Origin of the sequence: Macrococcoides bohemicum (genome assembly GCF_016865215.1) — a bacterium.
Lineage (GTDB): Bacteria > Bacillota > Bacilli > Staphylococcales > Staphylococcaceae > Macrococcoides > Macrococcoides bohemicum.
The window spans coordinates 1,642,421-1,660,158 of sequence record NZ_CP054482.1; the positions used below are offsets into that span (position 1 = coordinate 1,642,421).

Sequence of the window (17,738 nt, forward strand, 5' to 3'; positions counted from 1 at the left end):
ATAAAATATACAAAAAAATAACCCTTCAAACTGAAGAGTTATATCGTATGCTTAATCCCCATCACCATATCGAGTCTTACTAAATTATTATCATGCGCACCTTTATTGAAGAAAAATGTACATAAAGATTTATCTTCAAATAACTCATGTCGTTTATTTTCACGCGTGATTTCAACTACTACAATACTGTACTCACTTTTCTGTGCATTATAGATGACTTCAAAATCCCACTCCTGATTGGATTCAAACCGTTGTTGTAATAAACCAATTAATCCGTCATAATCCATTACAATTTCTTCACATTCATTATTGATAAGAGTTGCTTTAATATCATGAGATATAATTTTTTTAATTTGCTCCATGTCCTGATTACTCCATGCCGCTAAAAGATGAAAATACGCCATGCCCACACTCCTCTCTATTTTTATGTTAAATCAAGTGATACATTAATATACCCGCGCATACTGCTACATTTAAACTTTCAGCTTTACCGTGTATCGGTACATAAAGATTTATATCCGTTTGATCAAGTATTGCCTGTTCTACACCTTGTCCTTCATTACCAAGTACTAATAAAAATGAATCAGCTTTTTCAACTTGATGATAGTCTACTGAATTTTCAAGACTTGTCCCCATAACTTTACCATTCACTTTTTGTCTTGCCTCTTCAAAGTCCATTTCTATGACTGGAATATGAAAGACACTGCCTTGTGAGGCACGTAACACTTTATCGTTATAAATATCTACTGTACCTTTCGCAATAATTACAGCATCCATACCTGCTGCATCAGCGGTACGAATAATTGTGCCGACATTGCCGGGATCCTGAATGCGATCCAGATAAACTGCACGGTTCAATGTAACATCGTCGATTGTTGGCATATTACATACTGCATATATACCTTGAGGTGCTTCTGTTTGAGATAATTTCTCTGCAATCTTAAATGTTATTTCGTATTGCTGTTTACTATTCTGAACCATCACTTCAGTCAACTTATCAGGATTAACTGTCAAGATTATTTCAATATCAATATTACTTTTTGCAGCTTCCTCTACTAAATGAAATCCTTCAAGTAAAAATTGACCTGTTTTCTTACGATCTTTTCTCGCATGTAATTTTGCAATCTGTTTAATTTTAAGATTGTTTACTGATTCTATAAGTTCCATACGTTACCTCGCTTATTTTTTCTTTTCTTATTATGACTCTTTTTCATGCATAATGATACTAAATCCTTCTCTTTTTTGTGATAAACCTTCCATGACTTTATGCCAGTCATAACCATGTTCTGAAAATATTTCATCCATCAAATCACTTTGTGCTTGATTTAACTTCTCAATTAAAGCATAACCTGATGGCGTGGGATATAATTCTTTCAGTCGCTTATCATTACTTGCTGGTTTTTCTTTAATGAGCGCTTTTTCTTTTAATACTTTTAATGTATTGTGTGAACCTTGCTTAGAAATTTCAAGAACTTGAAGTAATTCTTTTTGTGTGATCCCCGGTTTCGTACAAATGAAAAACAGAAAACGGTGATGTTGTCGCTGCATACCATATTGTTCTATAATCTCGTCAGCTGTGGTGATATACGTCTTATAGGCAAAATAAAATAGTAAATGTTCATTGTCACGATCCGGTGTCATTGTATTCTCCTTTAATATACTTATCTTTTATTATACCCACTATTGCACTTATTTCAATTAATAGGTCAATGGTATTGACTTATTATTTTCCGCATATTATATTTAAGAAAGAATTATTAATAGAAGGGGAGAATATTGATGAAACAAAGAATCGGTCAATTATTATTAGATACATTAGCAGTAAACGGCGTAGATAAAATGTTTGGAGTGCCCGGTGACTTTACATTAGCCTTTTTAGATGATGTTGTACGACATGACAAAATTGAATGGATTGGTAACACGAATGAATTAAACGCAGCATATGCAGCAGATGGTTATGCACGTGTTAAAGGATTAGCTGCGGTGAGTACCACTTTTGGTGTAGGTGAATTAAGTGCGGTCAATGGTATTGCCGGAAGTTATGCCGAGCGCGTACCTGTTGTAAAGATTGCTGGTGGACCATCAAGTATCGCTCAACAAGAAGGACGATACGTTCATCATTCATTAGGTGAAGGTGTGTTTGATGCTTATTCTAAAATGTATGAACACATTACATGTGCAACAACAACTTTAACAGTTGAGAATGCTCAGACAGAAATTCCACGCGTAATCAATGCAGCTATTCGTGAACGTCGTCCTGTTCATATTCATTTACCGATAGATGTTGCGTTAACTGAAATTGAAATAACAGATGCTCCAGTTGCTTATCAGCACGCAGCAAAAGACGTATCACTGTATATCGAAGCAGTTAAAGAAAGATTATCAAAAGCAAACCAACCAGTATTTATTGTAGGTCATGAAATTAATTCTTTTGATCTACACGATAAATTAGAACAACTTGCAGACTTAACAAATATTCCGGTAGCTCAATTATCACTCGGTAAATCAGCTTTTAATGAAGAAAACGATAAATATTTAGGTATCTTTGACGGAAAAATTGCTGAGGAAAATGTACGTAACTATGTAAATAACTCAGATTGTATTATTAATTTAGGAGCAAAATTAACTGACTCAGCTACTGCTGGATTCAGCTATGAATTTGACGTTAACGACGTTATCTTCATGAATCAAAATGACTTTAAAGCTGGTAGCGTTGTAAGTGATGACGTGTCAATCATCGATTTAGTAGATGGATTATTGACATTAGACTATAAAAACACTGCGGACTATCCTAAATTTAAACGCTCTGAGATGGATTATGTATTAAATGATGAACCGTTAGTTCAGGAAAACTATTTTAAATTAGTCAATGCCTTCTTAGAAAAAGATGATATCTTACTTGCCGAACAAGGAACATCATTCTTTGGCGCATATGATTTATCATTATACAAAGGCAATCAATATATCGGACAACCATTATGGGGATCAATCGGTTATACTTTCCCAGCATTACTTGGGAGCCAACATGCCGATGTAAACCGTCGTAACCTATTACTGATTGGAGACGGTTCTTTACAATTAACAGTTCAAGCATTATCAACGATGATTCGCACAGGCATTAAACCTATCATCTTTGTTATCAATAACGACGGTTATACTGTAGAAAGATTAATTCACGGTATGGAAGAACCATATAATGATATTAAAATGTGGAACTATAAACAGTTACCAGAAACATTTGGTGCAAAAGATGAAGTTGTTGTACACGACGCGAAAACTTCGAACGAATTGAAAGCTGTAATGGATAAAATTAAAGCAGATAAAGATCACTTACATTTCGTTGAAATCCATATGGCAGTCCAAGATGCACCGAAAAAATTAATCGATATCTCTAAAGCATTTGCAGAAGCAAATAAAAAAGCATAATATTTAACCCCCGTTCACTCATATATATGAGGAGACGGGGATTTCTTTGGTTATGGATACCATTATATGGAGATGTATGCCCAGTTTGTTTTGATTGTGTGCAACTGTTTACTTTAATTTACAAATTCTGCACAGAGTCTAACAAGAGTGCGCAAGAATTTGAAATAAATTACAACTGCTGTACGCAACTCACACATTATGCGCAACATTTTCAAATTTATTACAACATATTATATATATTTGACCACTGCTTTTCCACCAATTTCATATTCAAATACATCTGGCATGTTCATTTCACAGAAATCTTTATAACCAAACGCTCCTTCAGTCAGATGATTAAACAGTACTGAAAAAGAAGTACCATGACCACAAATAATTAAGTCACCCTCGCTCCCTTTAATCAGATCTTCAAACGCCGGCACAATTCTTTGTCTAACTTCCTTCAATGATTCCCCGTTCTCAAGTTTATAATCAAAATCCTTCCACTGACGTTCTGCAAATTCCGAGAAATTATCGATCCAATCACCAACCGTACGCTCATAAAAATTATCTACTACCTCAATCTTCAAATCTTTATTTTCAGCAATCGGCGTGACTGTATCCAATGCACGTTTATAAGGGCTAGAAAAAATCCCTGCGATTTCTTTATCCTTAAAAATCTCAATCAAACCTTGAGCAAGTACCACACCATCTTCAGTCAATGGTGCACTTTTATCATGTTTATACGAAATATCTCGAATGGAGTGTCTAATAAAATATACTCTGTGCATTTAAATTACGCCTCTCTTATATTCTGGCTATTAAAATGATTTCATCTTCTATTTTGTAACTAACAAATTTTATATTAAAATTTGTTTCCAAGGCGAGAATGTATCTTTTTTTATCTACAGCTTCTTCTTTTCCATCAACCTTATAATAATCCTCAACCTGTATTATTAATTGTGAATTCATTGGATACGTCTCATTAATATATAATACGTTCTTATATTCCGAGAAATCTTTCTGTGCTTTAATTATCATTGTCTTATAAAAAGAATAAAGTACTTTATCATTATGATACATATCAAATACAGATACAAACTGAGGTATATAAATATTAATATAGTTTAATATCTTCATTTGCTCATCATCGATAGTACTTTGCGCTATCCTGTTAAATAACCTTTTCTTTCCTCTTAACTTCTTTAATCTCATTCTCTCCTCCAAAAAAATACCCACTTCTCAGTAGGTATTATGATGATTTCGCTTCAAATTTATAGGCTTTTGTGAGCTCGTTTGTAATGATTACCTCATAATCAACGCCGCGTGCTTCTGCGCCTTCAACCAATATGTCAATTTCCTGCTGATTAAAATATCTTTTAGTTGCTACTAAAGATATTATCATTATTAATGACAGCATGATAATTACTGTTAGACCTTTAGTAAATGCTTTCATAATTACCACCTTAGTTGTTTTTTATCATCTTATCATAAACAACCAAATTTATACAGTATTAGTATGTTTGCCCTATAATCTTATCCACTAATGCATCATCCAGTCCTTCAACAACAGCTGTCATCAATTTCACTGCACTGGTATAATCTTCTCGGTTCATCATAGACACATTACTATGAATATAACGTGTTGGTACAGCGATTGTTACAGCTGGGACGCCTGTGTTACTTTGTGCGACGTGTCCTGCATCTGTGTAGCCACCTGTTAAGTGATCGAACTGTATTGCAATATTGTGGTCTTTTGCGACATCAATAATATATTGTTTCAATGCAACATGCGCGATATTCCATGCATCAGCTAGTATAATAACTGGTCCGTCACCCATCTTTGCATTACCTGCATCCTCCATACCAGGCGTTAATGAACAGAAACATACATCCATTGCAATCGCGAGACTTGGCTTTACTAAGTTTGCTGCAGTCTTTGCACCTCGAGACAACGTTTCTTCTTGTGTTACGGCCCCGGAGTACAAATTAATCTTTGGTGATGTAACATTTTTAACAACTTCGTAGGCAAGTGCACATCCAAAGCGATTATCAAATGCTTTTGCTAACAAATAATTTGGGTTTTCCATCACTTCAAATTCAGTATATGGTGTTACACAATCTCCAACTTTAATCCCTGCTGCTATTGTTTCTTCTTTTGAAGCTGTCCCGATATCTATAAACATGTTTTCTAGATTTACTTTAGTTCTCTCTTCAGTACTTAACACGTGTGGCGGCTTCCCTCCGATTACCCCTCTTATATCTCTATCTTTCGTGTGAATCGTTACTTTCTGACTTGTCATCACTATCGGCGACCAGTATCCGAGACTTGTAAATTTTATAAAGCCTCGTTCAGTGATCTCAGTAACCATAAAGCCGATTTCATCCAGATGACCTAATAACATGATAGCGTGTTCACTGTTCGCTTTACGAACACCAAATATACTGCCAGTGTTATCACGTACCGTTTCAACGTTAATCGTTTCAAATAATTGCTGCATTAATTGTGTCATCGGCAGTTCAAATCCAGCCGGTGCATTACAGTCGGTCATTTGTTTAAGTAGTGCTAGTTGCTTGTCCATAAATACATCTCCTATTCCACCGTAAACTTATATTTTATCTCATTATAGGATATTATTACATATATTGTCCTAAAAATATACCAATCGCTGTTCCGATATAATTCCCAATAATATAACCTAGTGTCCCTACAACGAGTATCGGTCCGATTAATTTATGCCACCCTTTAGCTATAGCTAACGCTGCTGCAGTTGTCGGCCCACCTATATTAGCATTACTTGCCAATAAAATTTCCTCTAAGTCTGCTCCAATTAATTTACCGGCAACTAAACTCATAACAAGATTCAGCATCGCAATAATAAATACAAATAATAACAGCAATGGTGCTGTCTGGATAATTAAAGGTATTGAAGCTGGAATTCCTAATACGAAGAAGAAGAGATAAATGAGAAATGTTCCAAATTCATTACTACCATTTAACTGTTTGAAGAATTTAGGGAATAGTAATAGCAAAACAAAAGTAAACGTCGTTAAGATTAAATATTTATCTGTTACAAGACTTGTAAACATTTCATATAAAATATTGCCATCAGCTTTCGGCAAAATATCAGTCATAAATGCTGACAGTTTAAATGATATAGCCACAATAAAGAATGCTGCACCAAAATTTAACGCAATATCGAGTAACGAAATTTCTTTACGACTGAAATAATCATCCCGCCCTGCAATTTGAGTTCCTTCTACTTCATCAATGTGCGGCGTATTAAATTTATTTCTAAAGAATCGTATTGTAGGAATCGCCATTAATGTCAAAATAAATAGCGCTGTCATTAAGTTATCTGCAACTACTGCAGCTGAAATTACATCTTTAGGTGGATTAAACTTTAATGCCATCGCAGCAAAATTCACGCCCCCACCAATATAGCTCGCACTCATCATCGCACTCAGTTTATCGAGATAAGGGATATGTTCTTTTAATAAAAAGAATGCAGCAAAAGTTCCAGCTACCGTTCCTACAGAACTTAATAAAAAAATACCGAGTAATCGACCGCTTTCTTTCCAAATTGCTTTAATATCAATTTGAAATAATAATAACGGTAAAGCTAACGGAATAATGAAACCCCATACTTGATCATAAACAACGGACTCTGTAGGTATCACTTTAAAGTTTGAAAGTAACAGTGCAAAGATTAAGGCGATAATAGCCCCTGAAATTTTGGCAGCCCATTTGTATTTTAATTCAAGATAAATACTTAGACTGCTGAATATTACAATGATTGCCCATAACATCATGACATCGTCTGATGCAAAAAGTGTCTTCATCGTTTACCTCCTCAATAAGTATTATACTTCTAATTTATCAGAATATTCTATATTATTGAAGAGGTAATCATTTATTATAAACGTTTCGCAAACTTTTCTTTATGTTCAGCAGGTAAAGCATCAACTTTTAATGCTTTTTCAATCAAAGCTTTGTTCTTCTTATCACCGTATACTAATTCATTAAACTCATGTAACGTCAATCTAGTTTCATCTTTCTTCATAAGTTCTAACCTGCTATTTGGTGCAACTACGCCTTCAACAAGTACTCTAAAGTAACACCCTGTTGCTCGACTTGCAGCCATCATCTTTACAATATTCGGTACATTGTGAACCTGTGCAATCGTATTACATGGCCCACGTCCTTCAGTCACTTGAATAAGTGCCTCTCCAAGTTTAAACGTATCGCCAATACAAATCGTATCTTTATCTAGTCCAACAGTCGTAATATTCTCACCGAACAAACTAAATTCTGTATCTATATCCATGTAATCTGACCATAAATCATAATCTTTATAATCATATAAACAGACCGCTTTATTTACACCACCATGACCTTTATAAACATGTTGATCTCCGACAAACCCCATAACAGTGAGTTGTACTGCATTTTCGATAGGATATTTATAATAAGCAGTTTTCTTCTCTTTACCGTTTACATCAATCTTTTCTATACCACCGATACAAATTCTTTTTAATTCATAATGCATACGCTCACCTCTAATTTTGTATTACTTCAAGTGTATTATTATCAAATACATAAGTAAATAATAAACAGCCACTCAATTGAGCAGCTTTTATTTCATAAAATCCCTATTTCCTCTTCTTTTTCTTCTTACTTTTCTTCTGAACAACCTGTATTTTAATATGTTTAAACTCTGGCATTTCACTTACTTTCTTACCACCCAAACGCCATAACCTAACTTCAGTGTATACTTCTTTTAACAGCTTCGTTAACTTTTCAGTCGGTACAATACTAATCATATTCTTCGCGCCGAGATCAGCTATAAATTCAAATGCAGTTTCAAAACTATCAGTCACACGAAATGTCTCAATAATCTCGGAAAAAAGTGCTTCAATTTGTTGATTGTAAATTACTTCACCTTTCATATTGCGTTTTAATTCTATTTTCAGTTCACGTGTATTATTACTTGGTTCAACATATGCGTTTAATATATATTTATATACCGCTTCTTTTGATTGCGGTATATAGTATTCCATATTACTGAACATTTCATCTAAATTTAATTGCTGATGTGAATACAATTCATGCTTAATCCAGTTTCCCTTTATATTCGGAACAAGATTAGGAAAGAAAGTTTGAATGTCTTTTACTATTGTATCTCTTGTTAATACTTCCTGATAAAGTTTTTGATAGGCTTGCTGCATTATATCAATACGTACAAAGCCATAAATATTAAAGATTCCTCGATAAAACTTTATTTTTTCGATTTCTTGATTTAAGTAACCCTTATGTTTTTTAAATGCTTTTATATGCTTTGCGACATCAATCGGTAAAAATAATATTTCGTTAAATGTAGGTGCATATAGAAAAATTTCTTTAGTTGCACCTTTCATATATGTAAAATTATCATAGTCAAATTGTAGTGCATTCTCGATATTTAACAGCAGCTCGTAATCCATATATTTCAGCATTTTTTCTAGCATCGTGAAATCTTTGAAAAATAATTCATTAATGATATTAATTTGGGTTTGCTTGTCATCTTTAATATCCAATTGATAAAACATGGCGATTGCTTTTAAATCTTCAAACGCAAAATGATTTAAATGTTCTCTTAAAGATTTGTTTCCATGCGTTTGAATCATTGTATCGATTTCTTCTTCCATCTTCATCTGTTCATTATATTGCGCAATGTTCGTTTCAAACGCTGCGCTTTCATTTTCGATTTCTTCTTCCGATGGTGGTTTTATTTCAGGAAATTCACTATTTAATTCATGTTGATTGTAGATATTGATCATTTCAATCGGCATAAAGAACATCGCACCATTTGTAGCAGGAATAATGTCTGCTTCGACCAGGTTCGGTAAAACGACTTCTGTTTGAATACTATCTCGATTAATGTTTAAGCCACGTTCAGCTAAAAGACTTAAATATACATTTTCTGTGTTGTTTAAGTTCGGTAATATCTCTATAAACTTCTCTACATTGATTGTCATTAGATAACTCCTTGATTTAAAAAAGCTTGAACTAATCGTTCAAGCTTTCACTTAATTTAACCTTTGACGGATTGATTTTTATATTGTATCTATTTTCCAGTAAACTTATTGACTCGAGTGAGTCTGTTATGAATTCATCAAAACTATGAAACGATAATATTTCAGAATGGATATTGAAATACTTACTTTGTATACGATCATCGCTTAACTGGTCGATTGCATAATAAAATCCACCTTGGTCATACATGTCCAGTATTTCTTCTTTGTCGATGTCGTTTTGTGAAACGAATAGTTTTCTTAATCCGAACTCAGGTAATTGTTCAAACCATGATAAATCGTCACGTACATTTACTACATCACCGATAATGATCATTGCCGGATGTGTAACTTTATGTTCTATAACAAGATCGTTTATTGTAGATAAATCTCCTATCACCGTCTTTTGATAACCATAACTTGCATTTCCGATAACAGCTACCTTTAAATGTGCATCCATATCTTTTGAAAGGACAGAGACAATTTCAGGTAAAGCTTTCATCCCCATATAAAGCGCTAGTGTCCCACCTTTAGCTAGTGCCTGAAAATCAATTTCACGCATACTATCTTTTTGCAGATGACCTGTTGAGAAAGTAACATGTGGCGCATGCGCGCGATCAGTTAATGGAAATCCTGAATAGAGTGCAGCTGCACTGGCACTTGTTATACCAGGAATAACTTCATATTTATATTTCTTTTCTAAACTATCTACTTCTTCAGAAAGTCGGCCAAATATACCAGGATCTCCACCTTTAAGACGCACTACTGTTGATCCTAATGCTGCTTTCTCATTAATGATACGATTAATTTCATTCTGTGCTTTATATTTAACATCTGGATTTTTTCCAACATAAATAAGTTCGCAATCAGGTTTAGAAAGCTGTAAAAGTATCGGATTGACTAGTCGATCATATATAATGACATCTGCAGTCTTAATTCTTCTGATAGCTTTATAAGAAACAAGACCAGGATCACCTGGTCCAGCTCCTATAAAAATGACCTTTCCTAATCTATCCATATGAATATCTCACCGTTATCAACTTCAACTTTATAAGTTGCGACACATCCATCTGCTTCATCAGGTGCCTGCACCTGGCCATCATTTAAATCAATCTTTCTGTCATGCAGCGGACAGAATACGTAATGTTCACTTACCGTACCTTCTGTTAAAGGACCATTTTTATGAGGGCAACGATTTCCGATTGCTTTAATTTCTCCAGATTCTAATAAGAAAATACCGATTTCTTCATCTTTAACAAATACTTTCTTACCGATTTGAGGTTCTAGTTCAGATACATTGAATAATTTGATTTTTTCCATGACTATACGCGCTCCACTTCATACATTTTTCGTTTCTCTTCGTCTGATGCAATCGCTTTCCACGGCTCTTCCTGACGTGCTTTATTAGCATCCATTAAACGTTCAAATAATTCTTTTTGTTTGGCTTCATCAAGTAATACATCTTTCACCTGGTCGAATCCTAAACGCTCCATCCATGGTGCAGTACGTTCACCATAAATACCTGTTTCTCGGTAGTATTGCATCATCGCACCACATAATTGAATCACATCGTCTTCAGTTGCTACAGTTGTAAGCAATGTTGCTGCTTTAACTTCCGTACCACCGTTACCGCCAACAAAGATCTGGAAGCCATTCTCAACACCGATAACACCGAAATCTTTCACACCAGATTCTACACAGCTACGCGGACAACCTGATACCCCAATTTTAAATTTATGTGGTGTATCAATATATTCAAATGTTGATTCTAGACGTATGGCAAGTTGTGTCGTTAACTGTGTACCAAATCGACAGAATTCTTTACCGACACATGATTTAACAGAACGTAGTTTTTTACCGTAAGCAGATGCTGAACGCATGCCTAGATCTTCCCACACTTGAGGTAATTCTTCTTTTTTAATACCATATAAACCGATACGCTGTGCACCAGTGATCTTCACTAACGGTACATCATATTTCTTCGCAACTTCACCTAATTTAATTAACTGATCAGGATTTGTTACCCCACCTTGCATCTGTGGAATGACAGAGAAAGTACCATCATTTTGAATGTTCGCATGGAAACGTTCATTTGCATAACGTGAATCTTTTTCATCTTCATGCTCATGTGGCCAGCACATATTTAAGTAGTAGTTGACTGCCGGACGACATTTCGGACATCCACCTAAGTTTTTAAATCCTAATACGTGACGTACTTCTTTAGAAGTTTTTAAACCTTTTGCACGAATTTGAGTCACAATCTGGTCACGTGAAAGTTCTGTACATCCACAAATTCCTGTTGGACCACCCGCTTCAAATTTATCACCTAAAGTATGAACGAGTAAATCAGCGATTTGTCCTTTACATTTACCACATGATCCACCCGCTTTAGTATGTGCTGTAACTTCAGCTACTGTAGTTAATCCTTTTTCATGTACAGCTTTAACGATTTGTCCTTTAGAAATACCGTTACATCCACAAATTGTTTCATCGTCAGCCATCGTTTCCACACTGATCGCATCAACTTCACCAGCTTTATGCAATAGTGACACTAATGTAAATTCTTCGATTGCTTCTTCTTTTTTCATCATATTGTAGAAACGGTTACCTTCTTCAGTATCCCCGTAAAGTACAGCCCCTACAACTTTTCCTTCTTCTACGAATACTTTTTTATAGACATTATCTAAACCGTTAAATACTTCAATACCGCGTGTCTTTTCACCTTCATAAATCTTACCGGCAGAGAATAGATCACAGCCAGATACTTTAAGTGACGTAAATGTAGTTGATCCGTGATATCCATCTGTTGGATTGCCTGTGATATGGTCTGCTAATACCTTACCTTGTTCGTAAAGTGGTGCTACTAAACCATAAACCTTTGAGTTATGTTCAGCACATTCACCAACCGCGTATACATCCGGATCACTTGTCTGCATAAAATCATTAACAACGATACCACGACCGATTTCAAGTTCAGCAGCTCGTGCTTGTTTTGTTACCGGACGAATACCAACAGCCATTACAACTAAATCTGTTTCAATCACTGAACCATCACTCAAACGAATCGCTTCAACACGGTCTTTACCGATAATTTCCTGAGTGTTTCCTTGTAATTTAAACTTCATACCTTGTTTCTCTAAATCAGCTTTTAACATTTCTCCTGCTTTACGATCTAACTGCATTTCCATTAACCATTCACCTAAATGTACAACAGTAACATCCATGCCCTGGTCTATTAATCCACGTGCACATTCTAATCCAAGCAATCCACCGCCAATTACGACTGCTTTTTTGTAGTGACGCGCATGTTCGATAATGTATTCTGTATCTTTAATCGTTCTCCACCCGATAACACCTTCAAGTTTCACACCATCAATCGGTAACATGAAAGCAGTTGATCCTGTTGCGATGATTAATTTATCATATGAAACTGTGATGCCTTTTTTCGTTGTTACTGTCTTATTTGCTCTGTCGATTGTTTCAGCTTTATCATCATTGATTAATGTGATGCCTTGTTCTTTATACCATTCATAATCATTTAGAATTGTTTCCTGAATATCCATCTTCTTCTGTAAAATATTAGAAAGCATAATACGGTTATAGTTTGGATATGGTTCTTCACCGATAACTGTTATTTCAAAAAGATCTGGATTGCGCTCTAAAATTTCTTCAATTGTACGAATCCCTGCCATACCATTACCAATCATAACTAATTGTTGTTTCATATTATTTCTCCTCTGCACATTCGTTCATTTATTTTAATAAATCTTTAATTTTCTGTTTGAGTACTTTACTTTTTTCCGGGCTTGCACCATCGCTTGAAATCATAATTCGCATATCATCATGTTTAAAAGAGGCTACATTAAAGAAATTTGAGTTGCTTTTATTCGAACAATCATTAATAAGCTGATTATCATGCACACATTCCATGACCTGCATATTAACAACTTCATCATTTGTTGCAATAAACACGATGTCATATTGACTAATATCCTGTTTTGTAAATGGATATGGAATACATTCAACATTCATTGACGCTATTTCAGCATCAATCTCTGGTGCCAGGACAGTAATATATGCTCCTTCACCTTGTAAGCCGTTTACTTTGCGTTTAGCAATTCTGCCCCCACCGACAATCAGAATCTTTTTGCCTTCTAAATTAAGCATGACGGGATACATATGCATCCTCCTCAAGTTGTGTCAGTTTATTTAATACACCTTGTGTCATTGCAAAATCTAAATCCAGTGTTTCAGTAAAAGATATATCGTACCCTGCTTCTATGAAAGGCTGACTCAGTCTTTTAATCTTACGCACAAGATGACCATCGAACAAGAAATATGGCATAATGATAATCTTGTCTTGCTTATCCATTGTCTTCAGTTTTTCTTCAAAACTTAAATCACCATATAACATTGCCGGTACTAAGTTCTGACCTGACGTCTGCTGCATTACTTCCACCATATTCGTAAGACGTTCATCTGGTTCAGTAAATCTTTTATTACCATGTGCTGTAATCAATATCGTTGCATCATTAAATTCAGAAATGATGTGCTCACACACCTTGTAGACACTTGGTTCATCTCCGAAACAATCTGCAATGTGGTATGTTATTTGTGGATAATCCTTTAATACATCATTAAGCTGTGCCGGAATATCTTCTCTTGCATGCATTGCTGGAAATAAGAGCATCGGCATCACTAAAAATTCTGTGACACCAGCATCTACCATACGGCGTGTAATAATTGGTACATTCTCGTCATCTTTTTCGAGAAAAGCTAACTGCTGTACTGTTTCAGGTCGCTTTGATATTATATTATCTACAAATTCTCTGAAAAGTTGATTTTTATCAGGCATCTTTGATCCATGTGCGATATATATGATTCCTTTCATGTGCGTCCCCCTCAATAAAAGATACATTTATATTATAGCTTATTTAGTTGTGAATATGTTCACATGTATATATGAATAGGGATTTCCCTATATAAATTTTTTTGCAAGTAACTTAATAAGAAATATGTCTATACTTTTTTACTTTTAGATTTATTATTTTCTTAGTTTATATATCTCCACCGATTTACCCTCCCTTTTTTATATTAAAAATGGCCATAAAAAAATCTCTAAGTCATCATAACTTAGAGATTTTTTAAGATTAATATCTTATTATTTGTTTAAAGCTGCTTTAGCTTGGCTAACGATTTCAGCGAATGCTTTTTCGTCAGTGATAGCGATTTCTGATAACATTTTACGGTTAATATCGATTCCAGCAACTTTTAATCCGTTCATTAAACGGCTGTAGCTGATGTCATTTTGACGCGCAGCTGCGTTGATACGTGCGATCCATAATTTACGGAAATCACGTTTCTTTTGACGACGGTCACGATATGCATATTGACCTGATTTCATTACTTGTTGTTTTGCTACTTTATATAATGTATGTTTTGAACCAAAGTAACCTTTAGCTAATTTGATTGTACGTTTACGACGCGCGCGTGTAACTGTTCCACCTTTAACTCGTGGCATTATAATTCCTCCTCAGTGTTTCTAATTTTATTATTTTACGTAAGTTAACATTTGTGCTACTCGTTTTTGATCGCCTTTAGATACTAATGACGCTTTACGAAGTCCACGTTTTTGTTTAGTTGATTTGTTTGCGAATAAGTGTGAAGTGTAAGCTCTTGAACGTTTTAATTTTCCTGAACCAGTTCTTTTAACACGTTTAGCTCCACCACGGTGAGTTTTCATTTTAGGCATGTTTTGTTCCTCCTAGTTTTGTTTTTTGTCGACGATTGGCGCTAACATTAAGAACATTGAGCGGCCATCCATCTTTGGTCTTTGTTCAACTGTCGCAAGATCTTTACATTCTTCTGCAAATTTCTCTAACACACGTTGACCAAATTCTTTATGCGTGATTGCACGACCACGGAATCTGATTGATACTTTAACTTTGTCATGCTTTTCTAAGAATTTACGAGCATTTTTAAGTTTCGTATTAAAATCATGATCTTCAATCGTTGGACTTAATCTAATTTCTTTAACGACAACAACTTTTTGATTTTTACGTGCTTCTTTTTCTTTCTTTTGTTGTTCAAATTTGAATTTACCGTAATCCATAATTTTGGCTACTGGTGGTTTCGCATTTGGAGCAACTAACACGACATCAAGGTTAACACGTTCTGCAATTTCAATTGCTTCGAACTTAGTTTTAACGCCAAGTTGTTCACCATCATGACCGATTAAACGAAGTTCTCTCGCACGAATTTTGTCATTGATTTGAGTTTGATCTTTAGCTATGGTTGACACCTCCTATTTGATTTACGAAGACAAACAAAAAAGCGAATGCATAATGCACCCGCTAAAAAATAGACATGTCTAACCATGTTATTTAACCCTGTAACTGCTCTTTGCGTCTTCAGGGCGAGAAGCGGGATGCTTCTACTTGTCCGTTTCGTATTCAACAGACTTAAGTATAACAGGCTAATATTTATAAGTCAACATCTATTTTTTCATATTCACTCATATCTGTATCTTGAGATAAATCAACTTCAGTTAAAGGAATCTTACGCGTTTTATATTTCAGTTTATGGTAGAAATAGAACGCTAAGAAAATTGGAATCCCCATATAAGTAATCAAGAAACCATTTAGATCGAATTTACCACCTAAAATTAAATCCGTATCCTGACCGATAATTACAAATAAACAAAGAACAAATGCAAATATCGGACCGAATGGGAACCACATCGCTTTATATTTTAATACTGATATATCTTTGTTCTGAGCATAAAACGCTCTTCTGAATCGATAATGACTAATTGCAATACCAAGCCAGGCGATAAATCCTGTTAAACCACTTGCTGCCACGATATATTCGTAAGCACCACTGGCAACACGTTCTACTAAGAAGATGATTACCACCACAACAAACGTTGCAAGTAAACTCGGAATAGGAACGCCTTTGCGATTTGTTTCTGAGAATTTACGTGATGCTAATCCATCTTTACCCATCGCATATAACATACGCGTTGAAGCATACATACCACTATTACCCGCTGATAGAATAGATGTTAAGATAACAGCATTCATAAAGGATGCTGCAAATGCAAGGCCAGCATTTTCAAATACTAACGTAAATGGTGACTTCGCAACACTATCTCCACCCATTAAGTTAGGATTAGTGTAAGGAATGATTAATCCGATGACTAAAATAGAAAGAATGTAAAAAATTAAAATTCTCCAGAAAACTTGTTTAATCGCTTTCGGAATAGTTTTTTCCGGCTCTTCTGATTCACCTGCTGTAATACCAACAAGTTCTGTACCCTGGAAACTAAATCCGGCTACTAAGAATACGCCAAGAATCGTTAAGAAAGACCCTGTTAAACCATGACCGACAAATGGAGCATCACCTGTCGTGAAGTTATCAAAACCGATAAACTTGCCACCTAAAATTCCAACGATTGTTAGTAATCCGATGATTAAAAATAATATAACAGTAGCAACTTTTATAATCGCAAACCAATATTCACTTTCACCATAAACTCGAACTGACAATGTATTTAAAAATAAAATAATTGCTAAAAACACTAAGCTCCATGCCCAACCCGGTAAGAAATCCATCGGTGCCCAGTACTTTATGACGCTCGCAGCAATACTAACATCTGCTGCAACTGTAATCACCCAGTTAAACCAATAATTCCAGCCAAGCGCAAATCCAAGAGATGGATCTACGAAGCGTGTTGCATAGGTAGAAAATGAACCTGAAATCGGTAAATATGTTGCCATTTCACCAAGACTTGTCATTAAGAAAAATACCATAATACCAATAATCGTAAACGCAAGTAACGCACCACCTGGGCCAGCATCACGTATCGCTCCTCCAGAGGTCATAAATAAACCTGTTCCGATACAGCCACCAATAGCGATCATCGAAATATGGCGCTGTTTCAATTTTCTTTGTACTCCATTCGTACTTTGCATATATTGACTTCCTTTCAAAAATAAAAAATGAGCACACGTATGATACGCGTACTCATTTGAAAGTATAATCATCAAAATTAAGTAGCGCATCACAGATGTGACAGTCTAACACTTGTTCAATGTTAGCCCAGGATATAATGTTCATACACATTATTCCTTCGGCACTGCTTCCTTTCGATAAACTTCGTTTATGTGTATGACATATCCATCATCTACTCATAAACAGTGCAACCTCTACCTCAACGAGGAATATTAAGTTAGTTACTAATATACATGACATAAATTATTATTTCAACCTCTTTTTTA

The 17,738-nt window shown here is 35.0% G+C and carries 20 protein-coding genes, 1 riboswitch and 1 other annotated feature; of the genes, 1 reads left to right on the forward strand and 19 read right to left on the reverse strand.

Annotated features, from left to right (window positions below):
• Window positions 1–38 precede the first annotated feature (38 nt).
• From HT586_RS08510 to HT586_RS08520, 3 genes are read right to left on the reverse strand one after another with little or no spacing between them, the layout of a single operon-like run.
• A complete protein-coding gene (locus HT586_RS08510; RefSeq protein WP_096076209.1) occupies window positions 39–404 on the reverse strand; it encodes a hypothetical protein in 366 nt (121 codons plus the stop codon).
• A 25-nt stretch (window positions 405–429) separates the two neighbouring features.
• Window positions 430–1,167 (reverse strand): TrmH family RNA methyltransferase, encoded by a 738-nt coding sequence (locus HT586_RS08515; protein WP_203545590.1) that lies wholly within the window; start codon window positions 1,165–1,167, stop codon window positions 430–432.
• A gap of 30 nt (window positions 1,168–1,197) precedes the next feature.
• Window positions 1,198–1,641: a MarR family winged helix-turn-helix transcriptional regulator gene (locus HT586_RS08520; protein ID WP_203545591.1), complete on the reverse strand. Its 444-nt coding sequence runs from the start codon at window positions 1,639–1,641 to the stop codon at window positions 1,198–1,200.
• Window positions 1,642–1,779: 138 nt separating this feature from the next.
• Between HT586_RS08520 and HT586_RS08525 the strand changes: the two genes are divergently transcribed.
• Complete coding sequence (locus tag HT586_RS08525) at window positions 1,780–3,426, forward strand: alpha-keto acid decarboxylase family protein (RefSeq protein WP_203545592.1); 1,647 nt, start codon at window positions 1,780–1,782, stop codon at window positions 3,424–3,426.
• 230 nt (window positions 3,427–3,656) lie between these two features.
• Here HT586_RS08525 and HT586_RS08530 read toward each other — a convergent pair whose 3' ends face one another.
• The 16 genes from HT586_RS08530 to HT586_RS08605 all read right to left on the reverse strand — a co-directional run bounded on the left by HT586_RS08530 (window position 3,657) and on the right by HT586_RS08605 (window position 17,432).
• Window positions 3,657–4,196, reverse strand: a complete 540-nt coding sequence (locus HT586_RS08530; RefSeq protein WP_203545593.1) for a histidine phosphatase family protein — start codon at window positions 4,194–4,196, stop codon at window positions 3,657–3,659.
• A gap of 16 nt (window positions 4,197–4,212) precedes the next feature.
• Window positions 4,213–4,620: a hypothetical protein gene (locus tag HT586_RS08535; RefSeq protein WP_203545594.1), complete on the reverse strand. Its 408-nt coding sequence runs from the start codon at window positions 4,618–4,620 to the stop codon at window positions 4,213–4,215.
• Between the two features lie 37 nt (window positions 4,621–4,657).
• On the reverse strand, window positions 4,658–4,861 hold the full coding sequence (locus HT586_RS08540; RefSeq protein WP_203545595.1) for a hypothetical protein: 204 nt from the start codon (window positions 4,859–4,861) through the stop codon (window positions 4,658–4,660).
• 58 nt (window positions 4,862–4,919) lie between these two features.
• Window positions 4,920–5,987 (reverse strand): M42 family metallopeptidase, encoded by a 1,068-nt coding sequence (locus HT586_RS08545; protein WP_203545596.1) that lies wholly within the window; start codon window positions 5,985–5,987, stop codon window positions 4,920–4,922.
• Between the two features lie 55 nt (window positions 5,988–6,042).
• A complete protein-coding gene (locus tag HT586_RS08550; protein WP_203545597.1) occupies window positions 6,043–7,248 on the reverse strand; it encodes a DUF819 family protein in 1,206 nt (401 codons plus the stop codon).
• 74 nt (window positions 7,249–7,322) lie between these two features.
• On the reverse strand, window positions 7,323–7,955 hold the full coding sequence (locus tag HT586_RS08555) for an MOSC domain-containing protein (protein WP_188017642.1): 633 nt from the start codon (window positions 7,953–7,955) through the stop codon (window positions 7,323–7,325).
• Between the two features lie 103 nt (window positions 7,956–8,058).
• Entirely contained in the window at window positions 8,059–9,423 is a 1,365-nt protein-coding gene (locus HT586_RS08560) for a hypothetical protein (protein ID WP_203545598.1), read from the reverse strand.
• 31 nt (window positions 9,424–9,454) lie between these two features.
• Entirely contained in the window at window positions 9,455–10,477 is a 1,023-nt protein-coding gene (cobA, locus tag HT586_RS08565; protein ID WP_203545599.1) for a uroporphyrinogen-III C-methyltransferase, read from the reverse strand.
• Window positions 10,465–10,779, reverse strand: coding sequence for a nitrite reductase (NAD(P)H) small subunit (locus HT586_RS08570; protein ID WP_096078070.1), 315 nt, complete (start codon window positions 10,777–10,779; stop codon window positions 10,465–10,467). Before HT586_RS08570 ends, cobA begins: the two co-directional genes overlap by 13 nt.
• A gap of 2 nt (window positions 10,780–10,781) precedes the next feature.
• The gene (gene nirB / locus HT586_RS08575) at window positions 10,782–13,184 is read right to left on the reverse strand and encodes a nitrite reductase large subunit NirB (protein ID WP_111744687.1); all 2,403 of its coding nucleotides are present in this window, start codon (window positions 13,182–13,184) and stop codon (window positions 10,782–10,784) included.
• 28 nt (window positions 13,185–13,212) lie between these two features.
• Window positions 13,213–13,638: a precorrin-2 dehydrogenase/sirohydrochlorin ferrochelatase family protein gene (locus HT586_RS08580; protein WP_157742163.1), complete on the reverse strand. Its 426-nt coding sequence runs from the start codon at window positions 13,636–13,638 to the stop codon at window positions 13,213–13,215.
• Complete coding sequence (locus HT586_RS08585) at window positions 13,619–14,350, reverse strand: sirohydrochlorin chelatase (RefSeq protein WP_203545600.1); 732 nt, start codon at window positions 14,348–14,350, stop codon at window positions 13,619–13,621. The genes HT586_RS08580 and HT586_RS08585 overlap by 20 nt, the downstream gene beginning before the upstream one ends.
• Window positions 14,351–14,620: 270 nt before the next feature.
• Window positions 14,621–14,980 (reverse strand): 50S ribosomal protein L20, encoded by a 360-nt coding sequence (gene rplT / locus HT586_RS08590; protein WP_096076190.1) that lies wholly within the window; start codon window positions 14,978–14,980, stop codon window positions 14,621–14,623.
• A gap of 30 nt (window positions 14,981–15,010) precedes the next feature.
• Entirely contained in the window at window positions 15,011–15,211 is a 201-nt protein-coding gene (rpmI, locus tag HT586_RS08595; RefSeq protein ID WP_012657249.1) for a 50S ribosomal protein L35, read from the reverse strand.
• 12 nt (window positions 15,212–15,223) lie between these two features.
• Window positions 15,224–15,760: a translation initiation factor IF-3 gene (gene infC / locus HT586_RS08600; RefSeq protein ID WP_096076189.1), complete on the reverse strand. Its 537-nt coding sequence runs from the start codon at window positions 15,758–15,760 to the stop codon at window positions 15,224–15,226.
• 18 nt (window positions 15,761–15,778) lie between these two features.
• Window positions 15,779–15,904, reverse strand: a sequence feature (ribosomal protein L20 leader region).
• Window positions 15,905–15,941: 37 nt separating this feature from the next.
• Window positions 15,942–17,432, reverse strand: a complete 1,491-nt coding sequence (locus HT586_RS08605; RefSeq protein WP_096076188.1) for an amino acid permease — start codon at window positions 17,430–17,432, stop codon at window positions 15,942–15,944.
• 74 nt (window positions 17,433–17,506) lie between these two features.
• Window positions 17,507–17,677, reverse strand: a riboswitch (Lysine riboswitch).
• Between the last annotated feature and the right edge of the window lie 61 nt (window positions 17,678–17,738).